We start from the raw sequence: 14,554 nt of genomic DNA on the forward strand, positions 1-14,554 counted from the left end.
AAATCTCGCCTCCTTCCAGGCGGTTAGCCCGGTGATGGAGGGCTTGCGGGTTAATACCCTGTTTGATTCGGTCTTTTTGTGTACGGTTGGCCCCGCCCGCTGACCTCTGACCTGCGGTTAGAGATTGAGAACCCCCACCCCCTCACCAGGCTTTCGACGTTGCCCCGTGTCCGCCGAACACCATCAAGGTGGGTAACTTTGAGGTTCCAGAACTTCGGCGCAACAGTGGACAACGTGGGTGCTCGTCAGTAGGTGTAGACCCGAGGTTGTTGCCGCCATCGGTCATCATCGAGCGCGGTCTGCCTGGAGTGGCAAGGCTTGCACAGGCTTCGGAGGTTGTCGAAGTTGTGGGTGCCGCCGTGTTCGAGCGGGAGAATGTGGTGAACCTCTTGTACTGGCGTGTAGAGACCGGCCTCTAGGCAGTCTTCGCAGAGCGGGTGGGCGGCGACGTAGGCGGCGCGGATCTTGCGCCACCGTGAGCCGTAGCGGCGATTGATCTTCGGATCACGCTGATACTTCCGATACCGGGCGTCCTCTGCCTTGGCATGTTGTTCGCAGTAGCGGTCGTGGGTGAGCTCGGGACAACCAGGGTGAGAGCACGGGGAGGCTGGTTTGACCGGCATCGCTGGCTCCTTCCCCCCCGGATGTGGTGAAGCCCCAAGATTCCCGTGTGTGGGTTCTTGGGGCTTCACCTAGTTTTCAATCACTTATATGTTCTCACACTGATATGCGGTTTTCTATCGCATGTTTCGGATACCCGCTAACGCTAGAGCTGTCCATACAAGGCGGTGGCGAACCTGTCGAGGGCCCGGTTCTTGCGCCGATAGACCGTGTCACGCTCGACGTAGAAATGATCGGCTATCATCGACACCTTCTCATCTTGCGTCCCCTCGCTGAGGAAGAAGCCTTCGAGGATGAAGCGGTCGTCTTCAGCGATGACTTCCCACGCAGGCAGAAACCAGTCCATGTACTGGCGAGCCTGCAGGTAGCGAGCCTTGTACGCATCGATCCGCTCAATGCTCGCAACGATCCTGTTCTCCGAAGCGTGCAGATCACCCGAGGGTGGTGTGCCGTCCATACGCGGAGAAGCAGGACTAGCAGCATCAGCATAAGCCGCCTTGATCTGCTCGTCAGTACTCTCGATGATCTGTTCCATCACCGCATAATCCTGCAGAGCTGCGATCGCGGCTTTCCTTGTGTCGAGGTATTTCGTCATCACATGCATGAGCTTGTCCTTTCAGTGGTTGTGTGGATTTCGTGTGCGACCGCGTCGATCAACGCAGCCTGCGTAGCATCTTTCGCATCAAGAGCTTTGAGCACGGCTTCATCGAGCGTCCCTTCCGCAACCAGATGCGTGATCGTCACAGGTTCGGATTGACCTTGCCGATACAAGCGAGCGTTCGTCTGTTGATAAAGCTCCAGGCTCCACGTCAACGAGAACCACACCAGCAGATGCCCGCCTGCCTGGAGGTTCAATCCGTGACCCGCCGATGCTGGGTGGATCAAGCCGAGGGTGATCTCACCTTTGTTCCATGTCTCGATATCCGCGCTTGCTTTAAGTTCGCGAGCCTGCGGGAAGCGGGCGGTGATGCGCTGACGGTCATGGGTAAACCAGTAGGCCACGAGCAGTGGGTTGCCGTTGGCTGCCTCGATGAGATCTTCGAGGACGTCGAGCTTGCGCTCATGAACCGCCGTCCATTGACCGTTGCTGGTGTAGATCGCGCCGCTCGCGAGTTGGAGTAGCTTGCCGGACAAAGCTGCGGCGTTCGCGGCATCAATCGTCGCCCCATCAAGGTCGAGAACGAGGTCAGCTTTGAGTTGCTCGTAGACCTTGCGCTCTTTCGGCTCCAGCACCACAGGCATTGTCGTCACCGTCAATTCCGGTAATTGCAGGTGGTCGGTGGTTCTCATCGACAACGTCATGTCACCAATCACACCGTAGATCTCATCTTCGGCACCCGCGCGGGGCTTATAGGTGAACACCTGCATCCCGTTGCGTTTATCGGGTACGAACCAACGCTCCCGATAACGAGTAATAAACCGGCCCAAACGCTCGCCGCCGTCGAGAAGCCGGAACTGCGCCCACACGTCCATGAGCCCGTTCGAGGCTGGCGTGCCGGTCAGCCCGACCCAGCGTTTAACGAAGGGGCGCATTTTCACCAGCGCCGTGAACCGTTTCGCACGGTGGTTTTTGAAGCTGGAGAGTTCGTCGATGACGACCATGTCGAACGGCCAGCTACCGCCCATCTGGTTCACGAGCCAGGGAATGTTTTCACGGTTGATGATGGTCACCATCGCAGACTTGGCTAACGCCGCCAGCCGGTCAGCTTTGGTGCCGACAGCAACCGCGACGGTGAGCCCGTCAAGGTGATCCCACTTGCGAATTTCGGCGGGCCAGGTGTCTCGCGCTACTCGAAGCGGTGCGACAACCAGCACGCGGGAGATGGTGAAGTAGTCGAGCATGAGCTGCCAGATCGCCGTCAACGTGATCACGCTCTTGCCCAAACCCATGCCAAGGAGAATCGCGGCCTCGTCATGGTCGATGATGAACTCGGTGGCGGTGGATTGGTAGTTATGCGGCGTGTAGTGCATCAAGCACCTCCCGTATGCCGTCCACCGAATCAACAACGAAGGTCTGAAAACCCTGGTCGCGCAGTTGGCTCATCCGACGCTGCTGGATTGGCCTGGGTTGTTTGCCTGCTGCTTTGAGTTCAACGAAAACAACCCGGCTGTTCATCAGACATATCCGGTCAGGTACGCCGCTGGTTCCAGGGCAGACAAGCTTCCAGCACAAGCCACCGCAGGCTTCGACGGCTTTCTTCAGTTGGTGTTCTATGGTTCGTTCGTTCATGGTCACTCCTTGAGTTCACTTTTAGGGGTGACGGCATGTGACGAGTCGTTCCTAACCTTTTATATAGAGAAAAACACCATGTAATTTCACATGCGTAAGGTAGGGAATGGCTCGTCACAGCTCGTCACCATGGGGTTAGTTGCCGAACTCGGATGCGATCGCGAGCCCGTAGACGTACATGCCGTGCTTGGTCTTTTTCCGCACGAATCCGGCTTGTTCGACCGCAGCGTTGAAGTCGACCATCGGGCGCGCCCATCCTGAGGTGTTTTGCGCCCACGCCCGATACGTCTGATAGAGGTCACCAGCCCTCTCCGATAAGCCATCCTCGACGTCGCATGAGTCCTCAAGGAACTGCGAGAACCAGTCGTTATCCTCCTTATATGCTTGCGAGGCTTGAACCACCTGAGGCGGGGCTTTGAGCTTGTAGCCCTCGGCGTGGATGAGGCGCGCGCCCTCCATAATCCACGTAAGGATTGCTCCGCCCGCGTTTTCGAACAGGTGGTCGGCGTAGTTCTTCACGTCCGTATCACCTTCGATGGTGGCGTTAAACGGGATGACGATGAGCCTGCGCCAGATGCCTGCGTCCATGGCTCCCACACGCGGCAGGTGATTCGTGTAGAGCACGAGGGTGTGGGAGGGGGTGAAGGCGAAGGGGTCCTTGAACTTTTTCTCTGCCGAGATCTGATCGGTCGAGGCAAGCTGTTTGACGTTCGAGGTTGATAGGCGCATACCTTCTTCGGTTTCAGCCGCGATCAAGAGACGTTTGCCTCTGGCTTCGGCGAGTTCGGGTTTGACGTTGCGGCGCACCCCGACCGTGAGCGCGTCGGCTGAGATCGTGCCCGAATACGTCCCCAACACGCGGGCGATTGTGTTCCAGAAGGTGGATTTGCCGTTTCGCCCGTCCCCGTAGGCGATGACGAGCGCTTCGACGAAAACCTGGCCGATAGCCGCCAAGCCAACAATGCGCTGCACGTAACTAATCAGCTCAGGATCTCCTTGGAAGAACACGTCGAGCGCGTCGGCCCAGATCTGTGCACCCTCATCGCTGGGGCTGACAGCGGTCTGCTTGGTCAGCAGATCGGCTGGGTTGTGCTCGTGGCTTGTGCCGTCGCGCAGATCCCAGGTGCCTGCCGGGGTGTTGAGCTGGTAGGGGTCGACGTCAAGGTCACGGATACGTACCTGCAAGATCGGCCCGGCTTCTTTCAACGTGGCCGTGATGTTGCGTGACAAACGCCTGGAGAGAACGAACTTGTGGTAGTTCTTTGCCTCATCCCACGCCCGGAACGCGGTCGCTTGCACAGGCGTGAGCTTGGCGATGCCGCGTGCTTTCGACGAGGCGGAGGCCATCACGAGATCTGCACCGGTTGCCGTCATGGTCTCCCACGTGGACGCGATCAAGCGGTCGGCTTCCTCGAGCTGGCGGGAGGTCAATTCCTGAACGACGCCTTGTGCAGATAAGTCGTTCTCATCCCACACGCCATGGTCGTAGACAAGCCACTTGGTAGCCAGTGAGTAGCGGATCTTGTTCGCGTATTCGCCAGCTAATGTGTCTGCCTGACCGACATCGGAAAAATCATCCGGACGCAAACCCGCCAACGCCTCATAAGCCTCTGGCGGCAGATAGCCTGGATCAGCAGCGACCTTCGAAGCGAACCTGCACGCGCTATTCCAAATCGTCTGTAATTCGCCCTCGTTGAGCGGTGGTTCGCAAAGGTTGGCTTTGCGATTGAAGAGGTCTCGTGCTTGGTCGGTATCGCCGTAGCGGATGAGGACCCTGCCTGCGAAGCGCGACAACGTAGCGTTGCGCGAGCCTTCACCAATCACAAGAGTGGAAGCATCAAATGCGGCGAACACGTCCTGCTCATCAGCGTTATCGAGCCACGCATCGAGCAACTGGTCGCCCTCACGCACCGTAACTTGTGGGTTAGAGGTGCCGTAGATGAAGCGTCCTGCGTCAAGAGCGTTGCGATCGAAGAAAGCAAACCGCGACGCGAGGCGGTGTTTCAATCCTGCGTATTCGTCTGCGCCTTGTACTTCTCGGATTGGGAAGTAAACGTGGAAACGCGGCCGCGCAGACAACACACCCTTCGCCTTCATGTGATTACGAGACGTGGCGGCCATGAACTCCACGCCCGCCATCACCTCGCCAAGCTTCTCAGGCGTGACCCACTCGGACTCGGTGTCGGTGTGATCGTTGTCGATATCCATCACCACGCAGTCCGAGGCTATGAAGGCTGCAGTTGAGCGGCGATCATTCGCATAGGTTGCGGCTACGTGATCGAAGCCCGCGACTGCAGACAGGGATGCCACGTCGGCGATGGTTTGCTGGTTCGGGTAGTGGTTGTTGTTCTGCACGCCGCTCACATTCGCGGCATAGAGGGTGAAGGGCGTGGTCATGGCGTGACCTCCTTGAAATCAGAATCGAAAAACTTAATCGGCAACTCGAGGTCGCGCGCCCACCCGATCTCTAAGCGCATACCAAGGCTGACGCGTCCCACGTATGCCCAGAGGGCTTCGCATTTAGCGAGCAGCACCCTGTTGAAGAACATCGCCAGCTCCCGCTGATCAGGGTCTGCGTCATCCATGAACTGCGGGAACAACAGGTGTGGGGCGAATGGGATTTTGCCCGCGCTCACTGCGAAGGAGCAGAATTGGCGGGCGAGCTCAACGTTCGCTTGCACGTCGCCTGAGTAGGGCGAGCAGATATAAATCAAGGGCCGGTAGCCGAATTGTTCGCGCTGCAGCTTTTTGAGCGCGTGGTAGCTGGTTAGGTCCAGGTAGCCTTCGGTGTTCTTCTTCGAAAACCCAATATCGAGTGTCGTGGCGGTCATGCTTGCACCTGACCTTGACGCTCGATGACAGGCAGAATGCCGAGCTGGTTCTTGAGCAGGTCGTAGATGAACAGACGCCCCTTTTGCGTCCAGTACATGTGGGTGCGGGTCTGCCCCTCGCCGTATTCGTGGGTCTTGGACTGGGTGTATCCCTGCTCGGCGTACTTCGCGTACAGGAACCACCGGTCCGACTGATGGAACTGCACGTGAGCATCACGCAGGATCCGGTTGAGTTTCTTCGCGGAAAGTCCGTAGTCCTTCGCAATCGCGGTCGTCGTCAACAACGAATCGGACTGCAACACGAGGTCGTAGTACGAGACTTTCGGTGCCGCCTCAAGTAAGGCTTGCTCTGCTGCCAGGCGCTTGGCCCGCTCAGCACGCAGCGTGGCGATGGCATGCTCGAGGAACTCATCATCAGCGAGCAGTTCGTCGTATGCGTACATGCCGTGGCGGCGAATCGTCGGCAACACCTCATCGAACACCCAGGCTTCGAACTTCTGCGCTGCCGGGAGCTTTGAGGAGATGATGAGGCGGTACAGGTTGCCCTCGGTAATGAAGCGGACCTGCTGGATTCCACCAGCGGTCTCAAGGGGGTGGTAATTTGCCACCCCCTTGCAGTGTAGCTTCACCGCGTTCGTCGGATCCTGGTAGCCGAGCGCGGTGGCGACGTCCTTGCCGCAGAAAAGGATCTGGCCATCAGTGGTGATGGTGCGAATGGTGCCGAACACGTCGTTGGTGAATGTTTGAATCTGGTTTCCCATGGCGGGGTTCCTTCCCGAGACCCCGTCGAGAAAAAATCGTGCCGGTCGACACAAGGAGTTAAGGGCCTCACCCCACTGCCGACGAGCCCGAAAGTGTTAAATCACGGGTACTCAATCGCTTCTCGTTCTGGCACGATTGGTGTTGAAGCCCCGGTGGAGCGCTATCTGTTAGAGCAATCTGGCAGGTATTCTCGCCGGGGCATAGACAAATTTCTCGAGTGCTCTGTGTGGAAGAACCATCATTCTCTTGCTACAGCGGTGCCGACACGGTGGTCTTTTAGACAACATGACCGGTTCCGCTGCCCGCCTCGGTGGGAGCGCAGGGTCGGTTCTCGTTTCTTAGCGGTCTTGGATAAGCTTTCTTCTCTGATGGTGATACTTCGCCGAGTTCTTGATTCTGTCGCTGTTTTCGCGGTATAGTGATTACCACTAGTATCGGCTCGCTTGTATCGGTTTCCGAGACAGGTCAGAGCCGGTCTTCATGTTTTTGGAAGCAGGTGGGCTGGTGGTCGATAAACCGTGGGCCAGTATCGATGAGCAGATTAATATTCTCACTCGTCGTGGCCTATTGGATGCCGGTGATTACCGCCGCGAGTTATCTACTGTCGGCTATTACCGGCTTTCGGGATACTCCTACCCGTTGCGTCAGATCGCTCCATCTGATTCGCCGCAACGGCGTTTGGACCATTTCGTTCTCGGTGCACGTATGGGGCATGTGGTAGAGCTGTACGAGTTTGATGAGCGGCTACGCTTGGCTGTGTGGCAGGCGCTATGCAAGCTGGAGGTGTGCCTGCGAGTTGACGTGGGGCACGTGCTGGGTGAGATCGATCCGTTCATTCACCTCGACCTCGAACGGATTTGGCCATCGGGGGCGATGAATCACAGAGCAGCATTCTTTACGCAGAAGCTCACCCAAACACAGTCGCGCTCTACAGAAGATTTCGTCAAGCATTACAACCAGACCCACGACGGTCGTTTGCCGGTGTGGGTGGTTACCGAGATTCTTGAGTTCGGACAACTCGTGACCCTGTTTTCGTTGGCTCCCTTCGAACAGCGTCGTCGCATTGCTGACAAGTACTTGGCACGTGCCGACGAGTTGGAATCGTGGATGCGCACTGCGAATTACATTCGTAACATATGCGCTCACCACGCCAGACTATGGAATAGGCAACTCGTTATCCGTCCACTGGTCAAACACCGCCGCAACGACCAAACGCTATCGGCCGTGACACATTCTTCAGGACGTATGTACACCGCGCTGGTGATCACCGCATTCCTCTTGCGACGAGGAAATTTCACCGCTGAAATACAGGCCATCAGCGACGTCCTAGACAGTTTCCCCACCGAAATTCCTGGCGTCGATCTAACGCACATAGGTGCCAGCCCCAGCTGGAAACAAGATCCCATCTGGACAATCAACAGCTAATCCTTACGGTAATAGGCGCACTCATACCCATCCGCGTCCAACGGCAAACCTTCGGCCCAGGCTGGGAGCGTCGACATAAGAGCACATGCATCAGTCACGGTGAAGCCGGAATTTTCGGGTTCGTCGATGACGATTTCGTCGTGAACATGCATCACAATCTGGTGCCCCGCCTTGGCGACTGCGTGCATGCCAGTGACGAGAAGGTCGCGAGCGATCGCCTGGACGATGTTCTCGACGAGTTTTCCACCGTAGGTTTCTAACTGTCCCCAGCGTCTGGCTGTGGTGGTTCCGGTGTAGGTGACGCTGGTGCCGCCCCAACGGTTCTCACCCAGACGCGGCTGCACATAGGCAAGCCGTCTACCAGAGGGCAGTTCGATGAAGAAAATCCCAGACTCAACGCTAAAGCGCAGGTTGCGTAGCCGGATCGGCTGGCGCGACGAGATCGCAGCGATGGCTGCTTCTTCGACGTCCGCCCAGAGCCCAACGATGTGCGGGTTAGCTTGCCGCCATGCGTCCACGATCGGTTTGAGTTCGTGCTCAGCGAGTCCCATATTGAGGGCTCCCATAGCTTTGAGAGCACCGACCGAGCCGCCATAACCACAGGCGAGCACCGCAATCTTCCCCTTCTGACGAAGCTCACCATTAACGCCGTGCTTTTCGACTGGGACGCCGAACATGCGCGACGCGGTCTCGCAGTAGAGGTCTTTCCCCTCACGAAACGCTTCAAGAGTCGAGGTTTCTCCTGCGAGCCATGCGATAACGCGCGCCTCGATTGCAGAAAAGTCCGCGACAATAAACCTGTGGCCGGTACTAGGGATGAAGGCGGTCCGGATGAGTTGGCTGAGCGTGTCGGGCACGGACTCGTAGAGCAGCTCAAGTGCGTCCAGGTTGCCCGCTCTGACGAGCGTGCGCGCTTGGTCGAGATCAGGCAGGTAATTCCTTGGCAGGTTTTGGACTTGGACGAGGCGTCCGGCGAAGCGCCCGGTACGTCCTGCTCCGTAGAACTGGATGAGCCCACGAGCCCGGCCGTCACTGCCTGCGACGTTTTGCATCGCCTGGTATTTCTTCACCGAAGATTTAGCCAGATCGCCGCGAAGTTCGAGGACTTCCTTCACCGCGCCAGTCGCGGTATCGAGGGCGGAATCGACCTCGGCTTTCGCTAGCGATTCGAGTTCGCAACCTCTGGTGGCAAGCCATTGTTTGAGCTGGATCGGCGAGTTAGGATTGTCCAACCCCGTGAGCTTCTGCGCCCGAGCAAGCGACGCGTTGCGGTGGTGCTCGTCCACGGCAACGGCATTATCGACGAGCGTGTGGTCGAGAAGAATCCCGGCATCATTAATGCGTTGGTCAAGAGCGTAGGTGTCCCATTCGGACTCTGGCATCGGAAAACAAGCCAGTCTGTCGTGGATGGCTTGTTCGACTTCGACGTCACGACGGTTGTAGTCAATGAAATGTGCCCATCCGGTCGGATCAGCCGATGGTGGATTCCTGTGTTTGCCGCCATTCAAGACCGAGGGCGTGGCGGGTGTACAAAACTGCTTGATCAGCTTGCGTCCGGCGCTGTCTTTCTGCACGTCAAGCTTCAAAACCGCGGCTATCGCGTCGAGGCTCATCGGCAACCCCAAATAGGCGCTCCACACCATAGTGCAGCGCCACTGCCTTGGGTCAAGAAACCCATCACCGAGAAGCTCGGAATGATGGCGGTGTAGCCATGCTGAGAGGCAGACTCGTTCGAAGGCGGCGTTATGCGCCCACTTGACCACATCCGGATCCACCAGTGCCGCCAGCACCTCGTCGGGCATTGATTGTCCGTTGGCGAGATCCACTATTTCGACCGGGCCGCCGTCGACCGAATAGCTGAAGAGCAACAGGTCGAAGTCTGGGTGCTCGCAATACGGGTAAACACCCGCCTTGGCGAGCTGAACAGGACTGAAAGTCTCGATATCGCAGAAGAGTGTTCGCATGACGGGGTTCCTTTCACATCAGAGGAAAAGTGGAGGGAACCAACAAGATGTGCTGATTCCCTCCACGTGTGGGGATGGTTAGTTCAGGAAGTCGTCATCAGCCGCGAAGGAACCGAAGTCGGTCTCAGCGGAAACTCGTCCACCGCCAAGGCTCTCGCCGTCACGGGTCTTTTGGATATTGCCCAGTGCGCAGGCGATGCCACGGTTCCCGTTCGTGTTGAACGCATAGAAACTCAAGGAAACGCGGGCGTAGCAGCCAGAATAAACCTCGGCACGACCAAGAATCGGAGCCACGTTCATATCAACAATCTGTGGAGCAGTCAGAGAATTGGCATTCAAGAAGTAGGCGCCCTTGTAGGCTTCGTCGTCACGCTCAATATCTCCATCGCGCAGCGGGAGCTTGAGGGCTGCCTTGTTGGGTCGCTTGCCACCAAACTTCCCGATACCTGCTTCGATGGCTGCTTCCACGGCCTTCTCGATCGCGGTGATAGTGGCGGTGTCGGACTTGGGGATAATCAGGGAGACGGAGTACTTCGGTTTGCCTCCTTGGATGGAGTTCGGCTCCCAAATATGGGCGTAGCTGAGTCGTACTTCGCCGGTAACAATGCGAGTTGGGTTAGTAGCGGTTGTCATGTTTCTTTCTTCTTTCTTCTAGTTGTCGTTACTGAAATCGGTGGCCGCACTCACCAGGTCGAGCGCTGGCCGTTTATCGGACGCAGGAACCAACGTGGGTTTGCCTGCAGGTTTGGTGACGTACTCGCTGAGGATCTCGTTGAAGGCGGGTTTACCCATCAGCTTTTCCATGGCTGTGAGGGTGATGAGCTTGCGATCCCAGATGTCCCTATAGCCAGCAGCCTCAGCAGCCTTCGCAACATCGGTTTCGGAGGTGTATTTGCGTACCGACCGTCCGGCGACGAGCTTGAACCCCTCAAAGACCACGCCCTGATTGACGGCCTTGGACAGCGCGTAGGCTTCCACGTCCGACGCCCAGGTTTTGAGCTGCGGAATCCGTGTGAGCACGTCAGCAATCTCTACGTCCGTTAGTTCTGCTGGTGGGGCGAATTCGAGCTTGGCAAGTTGAAGATTGGCTTCGGCTCGTGCCCGACACGTGGGTGTGATCTTGCAGAACTGGCACCACGACCCTGGACAAAACTCGCCCTCGCCAGCCGCTGCCAGCTCAGCCTTCGGTTTCACGTCCGTTTCAGCCCAGTGTTCGAGCTCGGCGACGGAGGTTTCCCAGGTGTCGACGTTGCCCCGGCGAGGCTGGTAGATCGTGACCGCCACCGTCTCGATGTCATACAGGCTCCCGAACGCATGGAGCGCTCCGAGGGCGTAAAGCATGAGTTGCGGGTTCTGCTCGGCTTCAACCAACACGCCTTGCCCGTACTTCAGATCAATGATCTGGAGTGTGGGTTCAGCGATGATAACGGCGTCGCCGGTACCGAAACCGCCCGGCACGATGTGGGAGAAGTCGAGACGCTGCTCGATCAGCACCTGCGGATCACCACAGGTTTCCCGCGCGATTGAGATGTGTTCCTGGACAAAGGCGACGTAGTCGTCGGTCAGGTGTTCCATCTCGGTATCGATCCAGTCGGATTCCGGTTTGAAGGCTGGTGCCTGGTGGAGGGCGCGCCGCAGTTTCCACTCTGCGAGGGCGTGTGCTGCGGTGCCCTGTTCGGCAGCCGCCGACGAGGTATCCGGCTCGCGTGACTCCAGGACTGCGCTGGGTGGGCAGTTCAGCCAACGGTGCGCACCCGACGCCGAGAGCAGCGAGTGCTGGTCAGGCATCGGACAGCTCCTTCGCCTTGTCGAGCAGCCACGAGTATTTGGCCGGGTCGACCACCGACAACTTGTCTGCGCCGGTGGCGACGATCAGCTCACGTATCTGCTCGGTCAAGCCTTGGCTGGAGAGCCCGGCGAGCACCCCACGCACCTGCGCCAGCGACACCGGATCCGGCTCAGGTGCGGGTTCGGGTGACTGCTGGTGGGTGGCCTCGTACTCGGCGGCTGCTTGCTCAAGGTCGGGTTGGGCGAGCCCGGCGGCGGCGATCGGACGCGCACCAGGCATCTCGGCATGATCCTCAAATGAGCCCCACGCGGTCTCCTCGATCGCGGCCGCGAGCATGGTCACGCCTTCGGCGATCCGGTTGAGTGCCGCGATGTGCTTGTTCGCGTCGGTGACATTCACGCCGCATCACCGCCCTTGTGGGTGACGCCGACCGCGTCGGCCAGCGCCATCAGATCGTCGTCGGTTTCGGCGATGTCGATCTGTTTGACCGAGTTGCCGGGCACGACGATGGTGACGCGCTGCTTGCGGCCCAGGAGCTTGCGCATGATGCGTTCGCGCAGGGTGACTGTGCGGGTGCCGACGATCCCCGGATCATCGGGGATGTGCTTGGCGATATGGAGCTTGAGCCGATGCTGGGTCATCTCCTTCACCTGCCTTCCTTACTGGTGGGAGTGGCCCGGGTGGCTGCTCCCTTCACCCCACTGCCGACACCATCGGAAGTGTTAAATCGCGTCGCCTCCACCGCTGCGCGAAGGACCGCAGCTGCTTCCTTGAACAGTTGTGAGACCCGGGCTCGCGACAGGCCCAGGGCGCGGGCAACGTCAGACTGCTTCATGTCCGCGTCGGCGAGCATCAGCTCCATCACTTGTTTGTGCTTGCCCTCCAGGCCAGCGATCGCCTCCCGCAGCGCTTGGAATTCGCGGGCCTTCCGAGTGGTGTCTTCAGCGGCGATCAGTTGGTCTTCGGGCGACGCGGTGATATCCTCGACAACCGCAGATGGATCGTCGGACTTGTCAACAACGAATTCCGGTTCACGGTCGATCTCCATGAACCAGTCGAGCGACCACGGCGCGTTTTTCGGCACCCGGCAGCCACGGCGCGGACCGCACCCGGCACCGCAGCTGCACTTGCGAGCGCCGGGGCCACGATCACCCCGATAGGCCTCGTGGAAGACGGCCTCTTCCTGCCGAGCCAGTTCATCGAGAATCTGCTGCGGATACCTCGGCTTGATCTCATCGACCGGACGGCCTGCCTGTTCGGCGCGTTCACGCCGGTCGGTTTCCACCATCACGGCAAACTCACCAGAGTCGATCTCGTAGACGTCGGTGACGGATTCATGCTTGTTGTTGTCGGCTTCGTGCCTAAAGCGGATTGTGAGCGCAGCGTTGTTGTTCTGCGTTTCCTGCGCGTCCGTACGCTTGGACATTGGGGATCTCCTGTCGGATTGGGATCCGCAGGAGTCCGCAACGCCGCAGAAACGGCAAGACGGGCAGGTTCACGCGCCTCAAAGTCGAGGTGATGCGTGATCCTTGCCCGTCTAGCGGTTCTGCGGATCGAACTGTTTATGTCGGTATTCAGTTGTGTTTCAGTGGGTTATCGATAGTGCGGTTCAGGTAGGGGCCGTCGTTCGTGACATTGATGAAAGCCCCCGCAGTCGTCGAACCAGAGCCGGGAGAGGCATCCCTTATGGACGATCTCGATCTGCCTACGCTCTAGGTCGACACGGCAAATCGTTTTGCCTCCCGCGTTCTTTACTGTTTCCATAACACCTCCTATTCACTAGTTAGCTAAGTTGCTTACAAAATGGGTAAAAAAGAGAACCCGACTCGTAGCGAATGAATTACGCGGCGAGCTTCAGGTTCTTGATGCGGATTGCGGCAGCCTGCTTAGAAACCTCGAAAGTCCTAGCGAGTTCCCGGACAACACGGCGCTTGCGTCGCTCATCCAATGATCGCCAGCCTTCGGGGGCAAGCTCGGTGAATGCCTGCGAGAACGGGTCGCGGGGCATGAGCGGCGCAGCCCCGAGGTAGTTGGCTTGGAACTCGGCGCGGTCTACCTTGTTGTCGGCGCGAACGCCCTTCGAGGTAGTAGTGAACGGGCGATACCCTGTTCCTCCCTTGCACTTCATCCGAGGGTCTCGGTAGTAGATATGCCGATGCAGGAGGAGGTGAGCGCACTCATGGGCAATCGTGAAACGCAGTCGACTGTCCGGGGAGTCACGCAAGGCATCGTCGTCGATAACGATTGTTCGTTCTGGAAAAACGATGTCAACCCTTGCGCCGGTAGACTCGAAGACAGGGATGGACAGCTCCTGGAAGATCGACATTCCAAGCACGCTGCCGTCCGACGAAAGCCGCTGATAGTCCAGTGCCGCTCCCAGGTGAAACTCGGCGAAGCTGTCGACGTCGAGCGGGATAGGCGCCACCAGTTGAGCGCCACCGGCGAATTTCTCGAGCTCCTTCTCTGCGCGAGCCTCGAGTCGCTCCTTACTGAGGTATTTGGGGTCAAGGCTCACTGGTCAGCTTCCCCGCCTTCAATGATGTCGATGATGTCCCGCCACTGCTGGTCACTCAGGTCATGTTCTTTCGCCCGGCGAAGAGCGACGCGAGCCATGTCGGTTTGCATAATGTAGCCCGACAGGTCGGTAGACACCTGGTTCTCGCGAGTCAATGCTGCCAGGTCATACATCCGCTCCCTCTCGGAGCGGGAGAGTCGCAATGTCTCGGCGATGTCCCCCAGCTTGCCGTCCGGGGCAGCGCGGCGCCCTTTCTCGATGTCACTCAGGTATGGAGCGGTCACACCGATGGCGTCCGCGAATTTGCGCATGGTTAAGCCCTGCGTCTTCCTATGTGCTTCCAGGAAGGCACCGAAGCTCTCTGATTTGGTCATTGGAACAGCCTCCTCACGTCTGTTAGCAACTAAGCTAACACGT

At 58.3% G+C, this 14,554-nt stretch carries 16 protein-coding genes; 1 reads left to right on the forward strand and 15 read right to left on the reverse strand.

The window, feature by feature from the left end:
• Positions 1-245 precede the first annotated feature (245 nt).
• The 7 genes from AC1DA5_RS02720 to AC1DA5_RS02750 all read right to left on the reverse strand — a co-directional run bounded on the left by AC1DA5_RS02720 (position 246) and on the right by AC1DA5_RS02750 (position 6,443).
• A complete protein-coding gene (locus AC1DA5_RS02720) occupies positions 246-623 on the reverse strand; it encodes an HNH endonuclease (protein WP_004010825.1) in 378 nt (125 codons plus the stop codon).
• Between the two features lie 143 nt (positions 624-766).
• On the reverse strand, positions 767-1,225 hold the full coding sequence (locus AC1DA5_RS02725) for a hypothetical protein (protein ID WP_004007626.1): 459 nt from the start codon (positions 1,223-1,225) through the stop codon (positions 767-769).
• Positions 1,216-2,592: a DEAD/DEAH box helicase gene (locus tag AC1DA5_RS02730; protein WP_285321200.1), complete on the reverse strand. Its 1,377-nt coding sequence runs from the start codon at positions 2,590-2,592 to the stop codon at positions 1,216-1,218. Before AC1DA5_RS02730 ends, AC1DA5_RS02725 begins: the two co-directional genes overlap by 10 nt.
• A complete protein-coding gene (locus AC1DA5_RS02735) occupies positions 2,573-2,851 on the reverse strand; it encodes a VRR-NUC domain-containing protein (protein WP_101486025.1) in 279 nt (92 codons plus the stop codon). The genes AC1DA5_RS02730 and AC1DA5_RS02735 overlap by 20 nt, the downstream gene beginning before the upstream one ends.
• A gap of 135 nt (positions 2,852-2,986) precedes the next feature.
• Positions 2,987-5,248, reverse strand: a complete 2,262-nt coding sequence (locus AC1DA5_RS02740) for a phage/plasmid primase, P4 family (protein WP_004010828.1) — start codon at positions 5,246-5,248, stop codon at positions 2,987-2,989.
• The gene (locus AC1DA5_RS02745) at positions 5,245-5,682 is read right to left on the reverse strand and encodes a DUF7768 domain-containing protein (RefSeq protein WP_004010829.1); all 438 of its coding nucleotides are present in this window, start codon (positions 5,680-5,682) and stop codon (positions 5,245-5,247) included. Before AC1DA5_RS02745 ends, AC1DA5_RS02740 begins: the two co-directional genes overlap by 4 nt.
• On the reverse strand, positions 5,679-6,443 hold the full coding sequence (locus AC1DA5_RS02750; protein ID WP_004010830.1) for a phage antirepressor: 765 nt from the start codon (positions 6,441-6,443) through the stop codon (positions 5,679-5,681). The genes AC1DA5_RS02745 and AC1DA5_RS02750 overlap by 4 nt, the downstream gene beginning before the upstream one ends.
• Positions 6,444-6,924: 481 nt before the next feature.
• Between AC1DA5_RS02750 and AC1DA5_RS02755 the strand changes: the two genes are divergently transcribed.
• Entirely contained in the window at positions 6,925-7,869 is a 945-nt protein-coding gene (locus AC1DA5_RS02755) for an Abi family protein (protein ID WP_036324253.1), read from the forward strand.
• On the opposite strand, the gene AC1DA5_RS02760 is transcribed toward AC1DA5_RS02755, so the two are convergent.
• The 8 genes from AC1DA5_RS02760 to AC1DA5_RS02795 form a co-directional block, all read right to left on the reverse strand.
• Entirely contained in the window at positions 7,866-9,833 is a 1,968-nt protein-coding gene (locus AC1DA5_RS02760; protein ID WP_480289141.1) for a DNA polymerase, read from the reverse strand. The two genes, AC1DA5_RS02755 and AC1DA5_RS02760, sit on opposite strands and share 4 nt — an antisense overlap.
• 78 nt (positions 9,834-9,911) lie before the next feature.
• Positions 9,912-10,466: a DUF2815 family protein gene (locus AC1DA5_RS02765; protein ID WP_102216792.1), complete on the reverse strand. Its 555-nt coding sequence runs from the start codon at positions 10,464-10,466 to the stop codon at positions 9,912-9,914.
• A gap of 18 nt (positions 10,467-10,484) precedes the next feature.
• Positions 10,485-11,621, reverse strand: coding sequence for a DUF2800 domain-containing protein (locus AC1DA5_RS02770; protein WP_004010834.1), 1,137 nt, complete (start codon positions 11,619-11,621; stop codon positions 10,485-10,487).
• On the reverse strand, positions 11,614-12,021 hold the full coding sequence (locus tag AC1DA5_RS02775; RefSeq protein ID WP_004010835.1) for a hypothetical protein: 408 nt from the start codon (positions 12,019-12,021) through the stop codon (positions 11,614-11,616). The genes AC1DA5_RS02770 and AC1DA5_RS02775 overlap by 8 nt, the downstream gene beginning before the upstream one ends.
• The gene (locus AC1DA5_RS02780) at positions 12,018-12,263 is read right to left on the reverse strand and encodes a hypothetical protein (RefSeq protein WP_036324516.1); all 246 of its coding nucleotides are present in this window, start codon (positions 12,261-12,263) and stop codon (positions 12,018-12,020) included. Before AC1DA5_RS02780 ends, AC1DA5_RS02775 begins: the two co-directional genes overlap by 4 nt.
• Before the next feature lie 5 nt (positions 12,264-12,268).
• Positions 12,269-13,048: a sigma factor-like helix-turn-helix DNA-binding protein gene (locus tag AC1DA5_RS02785; protein ID WP_004010837.1), complete on the reverse strand. Its 780-nt coding sequence runs from the start codon at positions 13,046-13,048 to the stop codon at positions 12,269-12,271.
• Between the two features lie 414 nt (positions 13,049-13,462).
• Positions 13,463-14,137 (reverse strand): ImmA/IrrE family metallo-endopeptidase, encoded by a 675-nt coding sequence (locus AC1DA5_RS02790; protein WP_480289142.1) that lies wholly within the window; start codon positions 14,135-14,137, stop codon positions 13,463-13,465.
• Positions 14,134-14,511 (reverse strand): helix-turn-helix domain-containing protein, encoded by a 378-nt coding sequence (locus AC1DA5_RS02795; RefSeq protein ID WP_004010839.1) that lies wholly within the window; start codon positions 14,509-14,511, stop codon positions 14,134-14,136. Before AC1DA5_RS02795 ends, AC1DA5_RS02790 begins: the two co-directional genes overlap by 4 nt.
• Between the last annotated feature and the right edge of the window lie 43 nt (positions 14,512-14,554).

It is taken from the genome of Pauljensenia sp. C0254C2 (assembly GCF_056583835.1).

Bases quoted from the DNA above. Each gene is read 5' to 3' on its own strand.
- AC1DA5_RS02785 (WP_004010837.1), bottom strand. From the start codon at position 13,048: ATGTCCAAGCGTACGGACGCGCAGGAAACGCAGAACAACAACGCTGCG.
- AC1DA5_RS02745 (WP_004010829.1), bottom strand. From the start codon at position 5,682: ATGACCGCCACGACACTCGATATTGGGTTTTCGAAGAAGAACACCGAA.
- AC1DA5_RS02740 (WP_004010828.1), bottom strand. From the start codon at position 5,248: ATGACCACGCCCTTCACCCTCTATGCCGCGAATGTGAGCGGCGTGCAG.
- AC1DA5_RS02730 (WP_285321200.1), bottom strand. From the start codon at position 2,592: ATGCACTACACGCCGCATAACTACCAATCCACCGCCACCGAGTTCATC.
- AC1DA5_RS02760 (WP_480289141.1), bottom strand. From the start codon at position 9,833: ATGCGAACACTCTTCTGCGATATCGAGACTTTCAGTCCTGTTCAGCTC.
- AC1DA5_RS02735 (WP_101486025.1), bottom strand. From the start codon at position 2,851: ATGAACGAACGAACCATAGAACACCAACTGAAGAAAGCCGTCGAAGCC.
- AC1DA5_RS02765 (WP_102216792.1), bottom strand. From the start codon at position 10,466: ATGACAACCGCTACTAACCCAACTCGCATTGTTACCGGCGAAGTACGA.
- AC1DA5_RS02725 (WP_004007626.1), bottom strand. From the start codon at position 1,225: ATGCATGTGATGACGAAATACCTCGACACAAGGAAAGCCGCGATCGCA.
- AC1DA5_RS02720 (WP_004010825.1), bottom strand. From the start codon at position 623: ATGCCGGTCAAACCAGCCTCCCCGTGCTCTCACCCTGGTTGTCCCGAG.
- AC1DA5_RS02770 (WP_004010834.1), bottom strand. From the start codon at position 11,621: ATGCCTGACCAGCACTCGCTGCTCTCGGCGTCGGGTGCGCACCGTTGG.
- AC1DA5_RS02755 (WP_036324253.1), top strand. From the start codon at position 6,925: ATGTTTTTGGAAGCAGGTGGGCTGGTGGTCGATAAACCGTGGGCCAGT.
- AC1DA5_RS02780 (WP_036324516.1), bottom strand. From the start codon at position 12,263: ATGACCCAGCATCGGCTCAAGCTCCATATCGCCAAGCACATCCCCGAT.
- AC1DA5_RS02795 (WP_004010839.1), bottom strand. From the start codon at position 14,511: ATGACCAAATCAGAGAGCTTCGGTGCCTTCCTGGAAGCACATAGGAAG.
- AC1DA5_RS02750 (WP_004010830.1), bottom strand. From the start codon at position 6,443: ATGGGAAACCAGATTCAAACATTCACCAACGACGTGTTCGGCACCATT.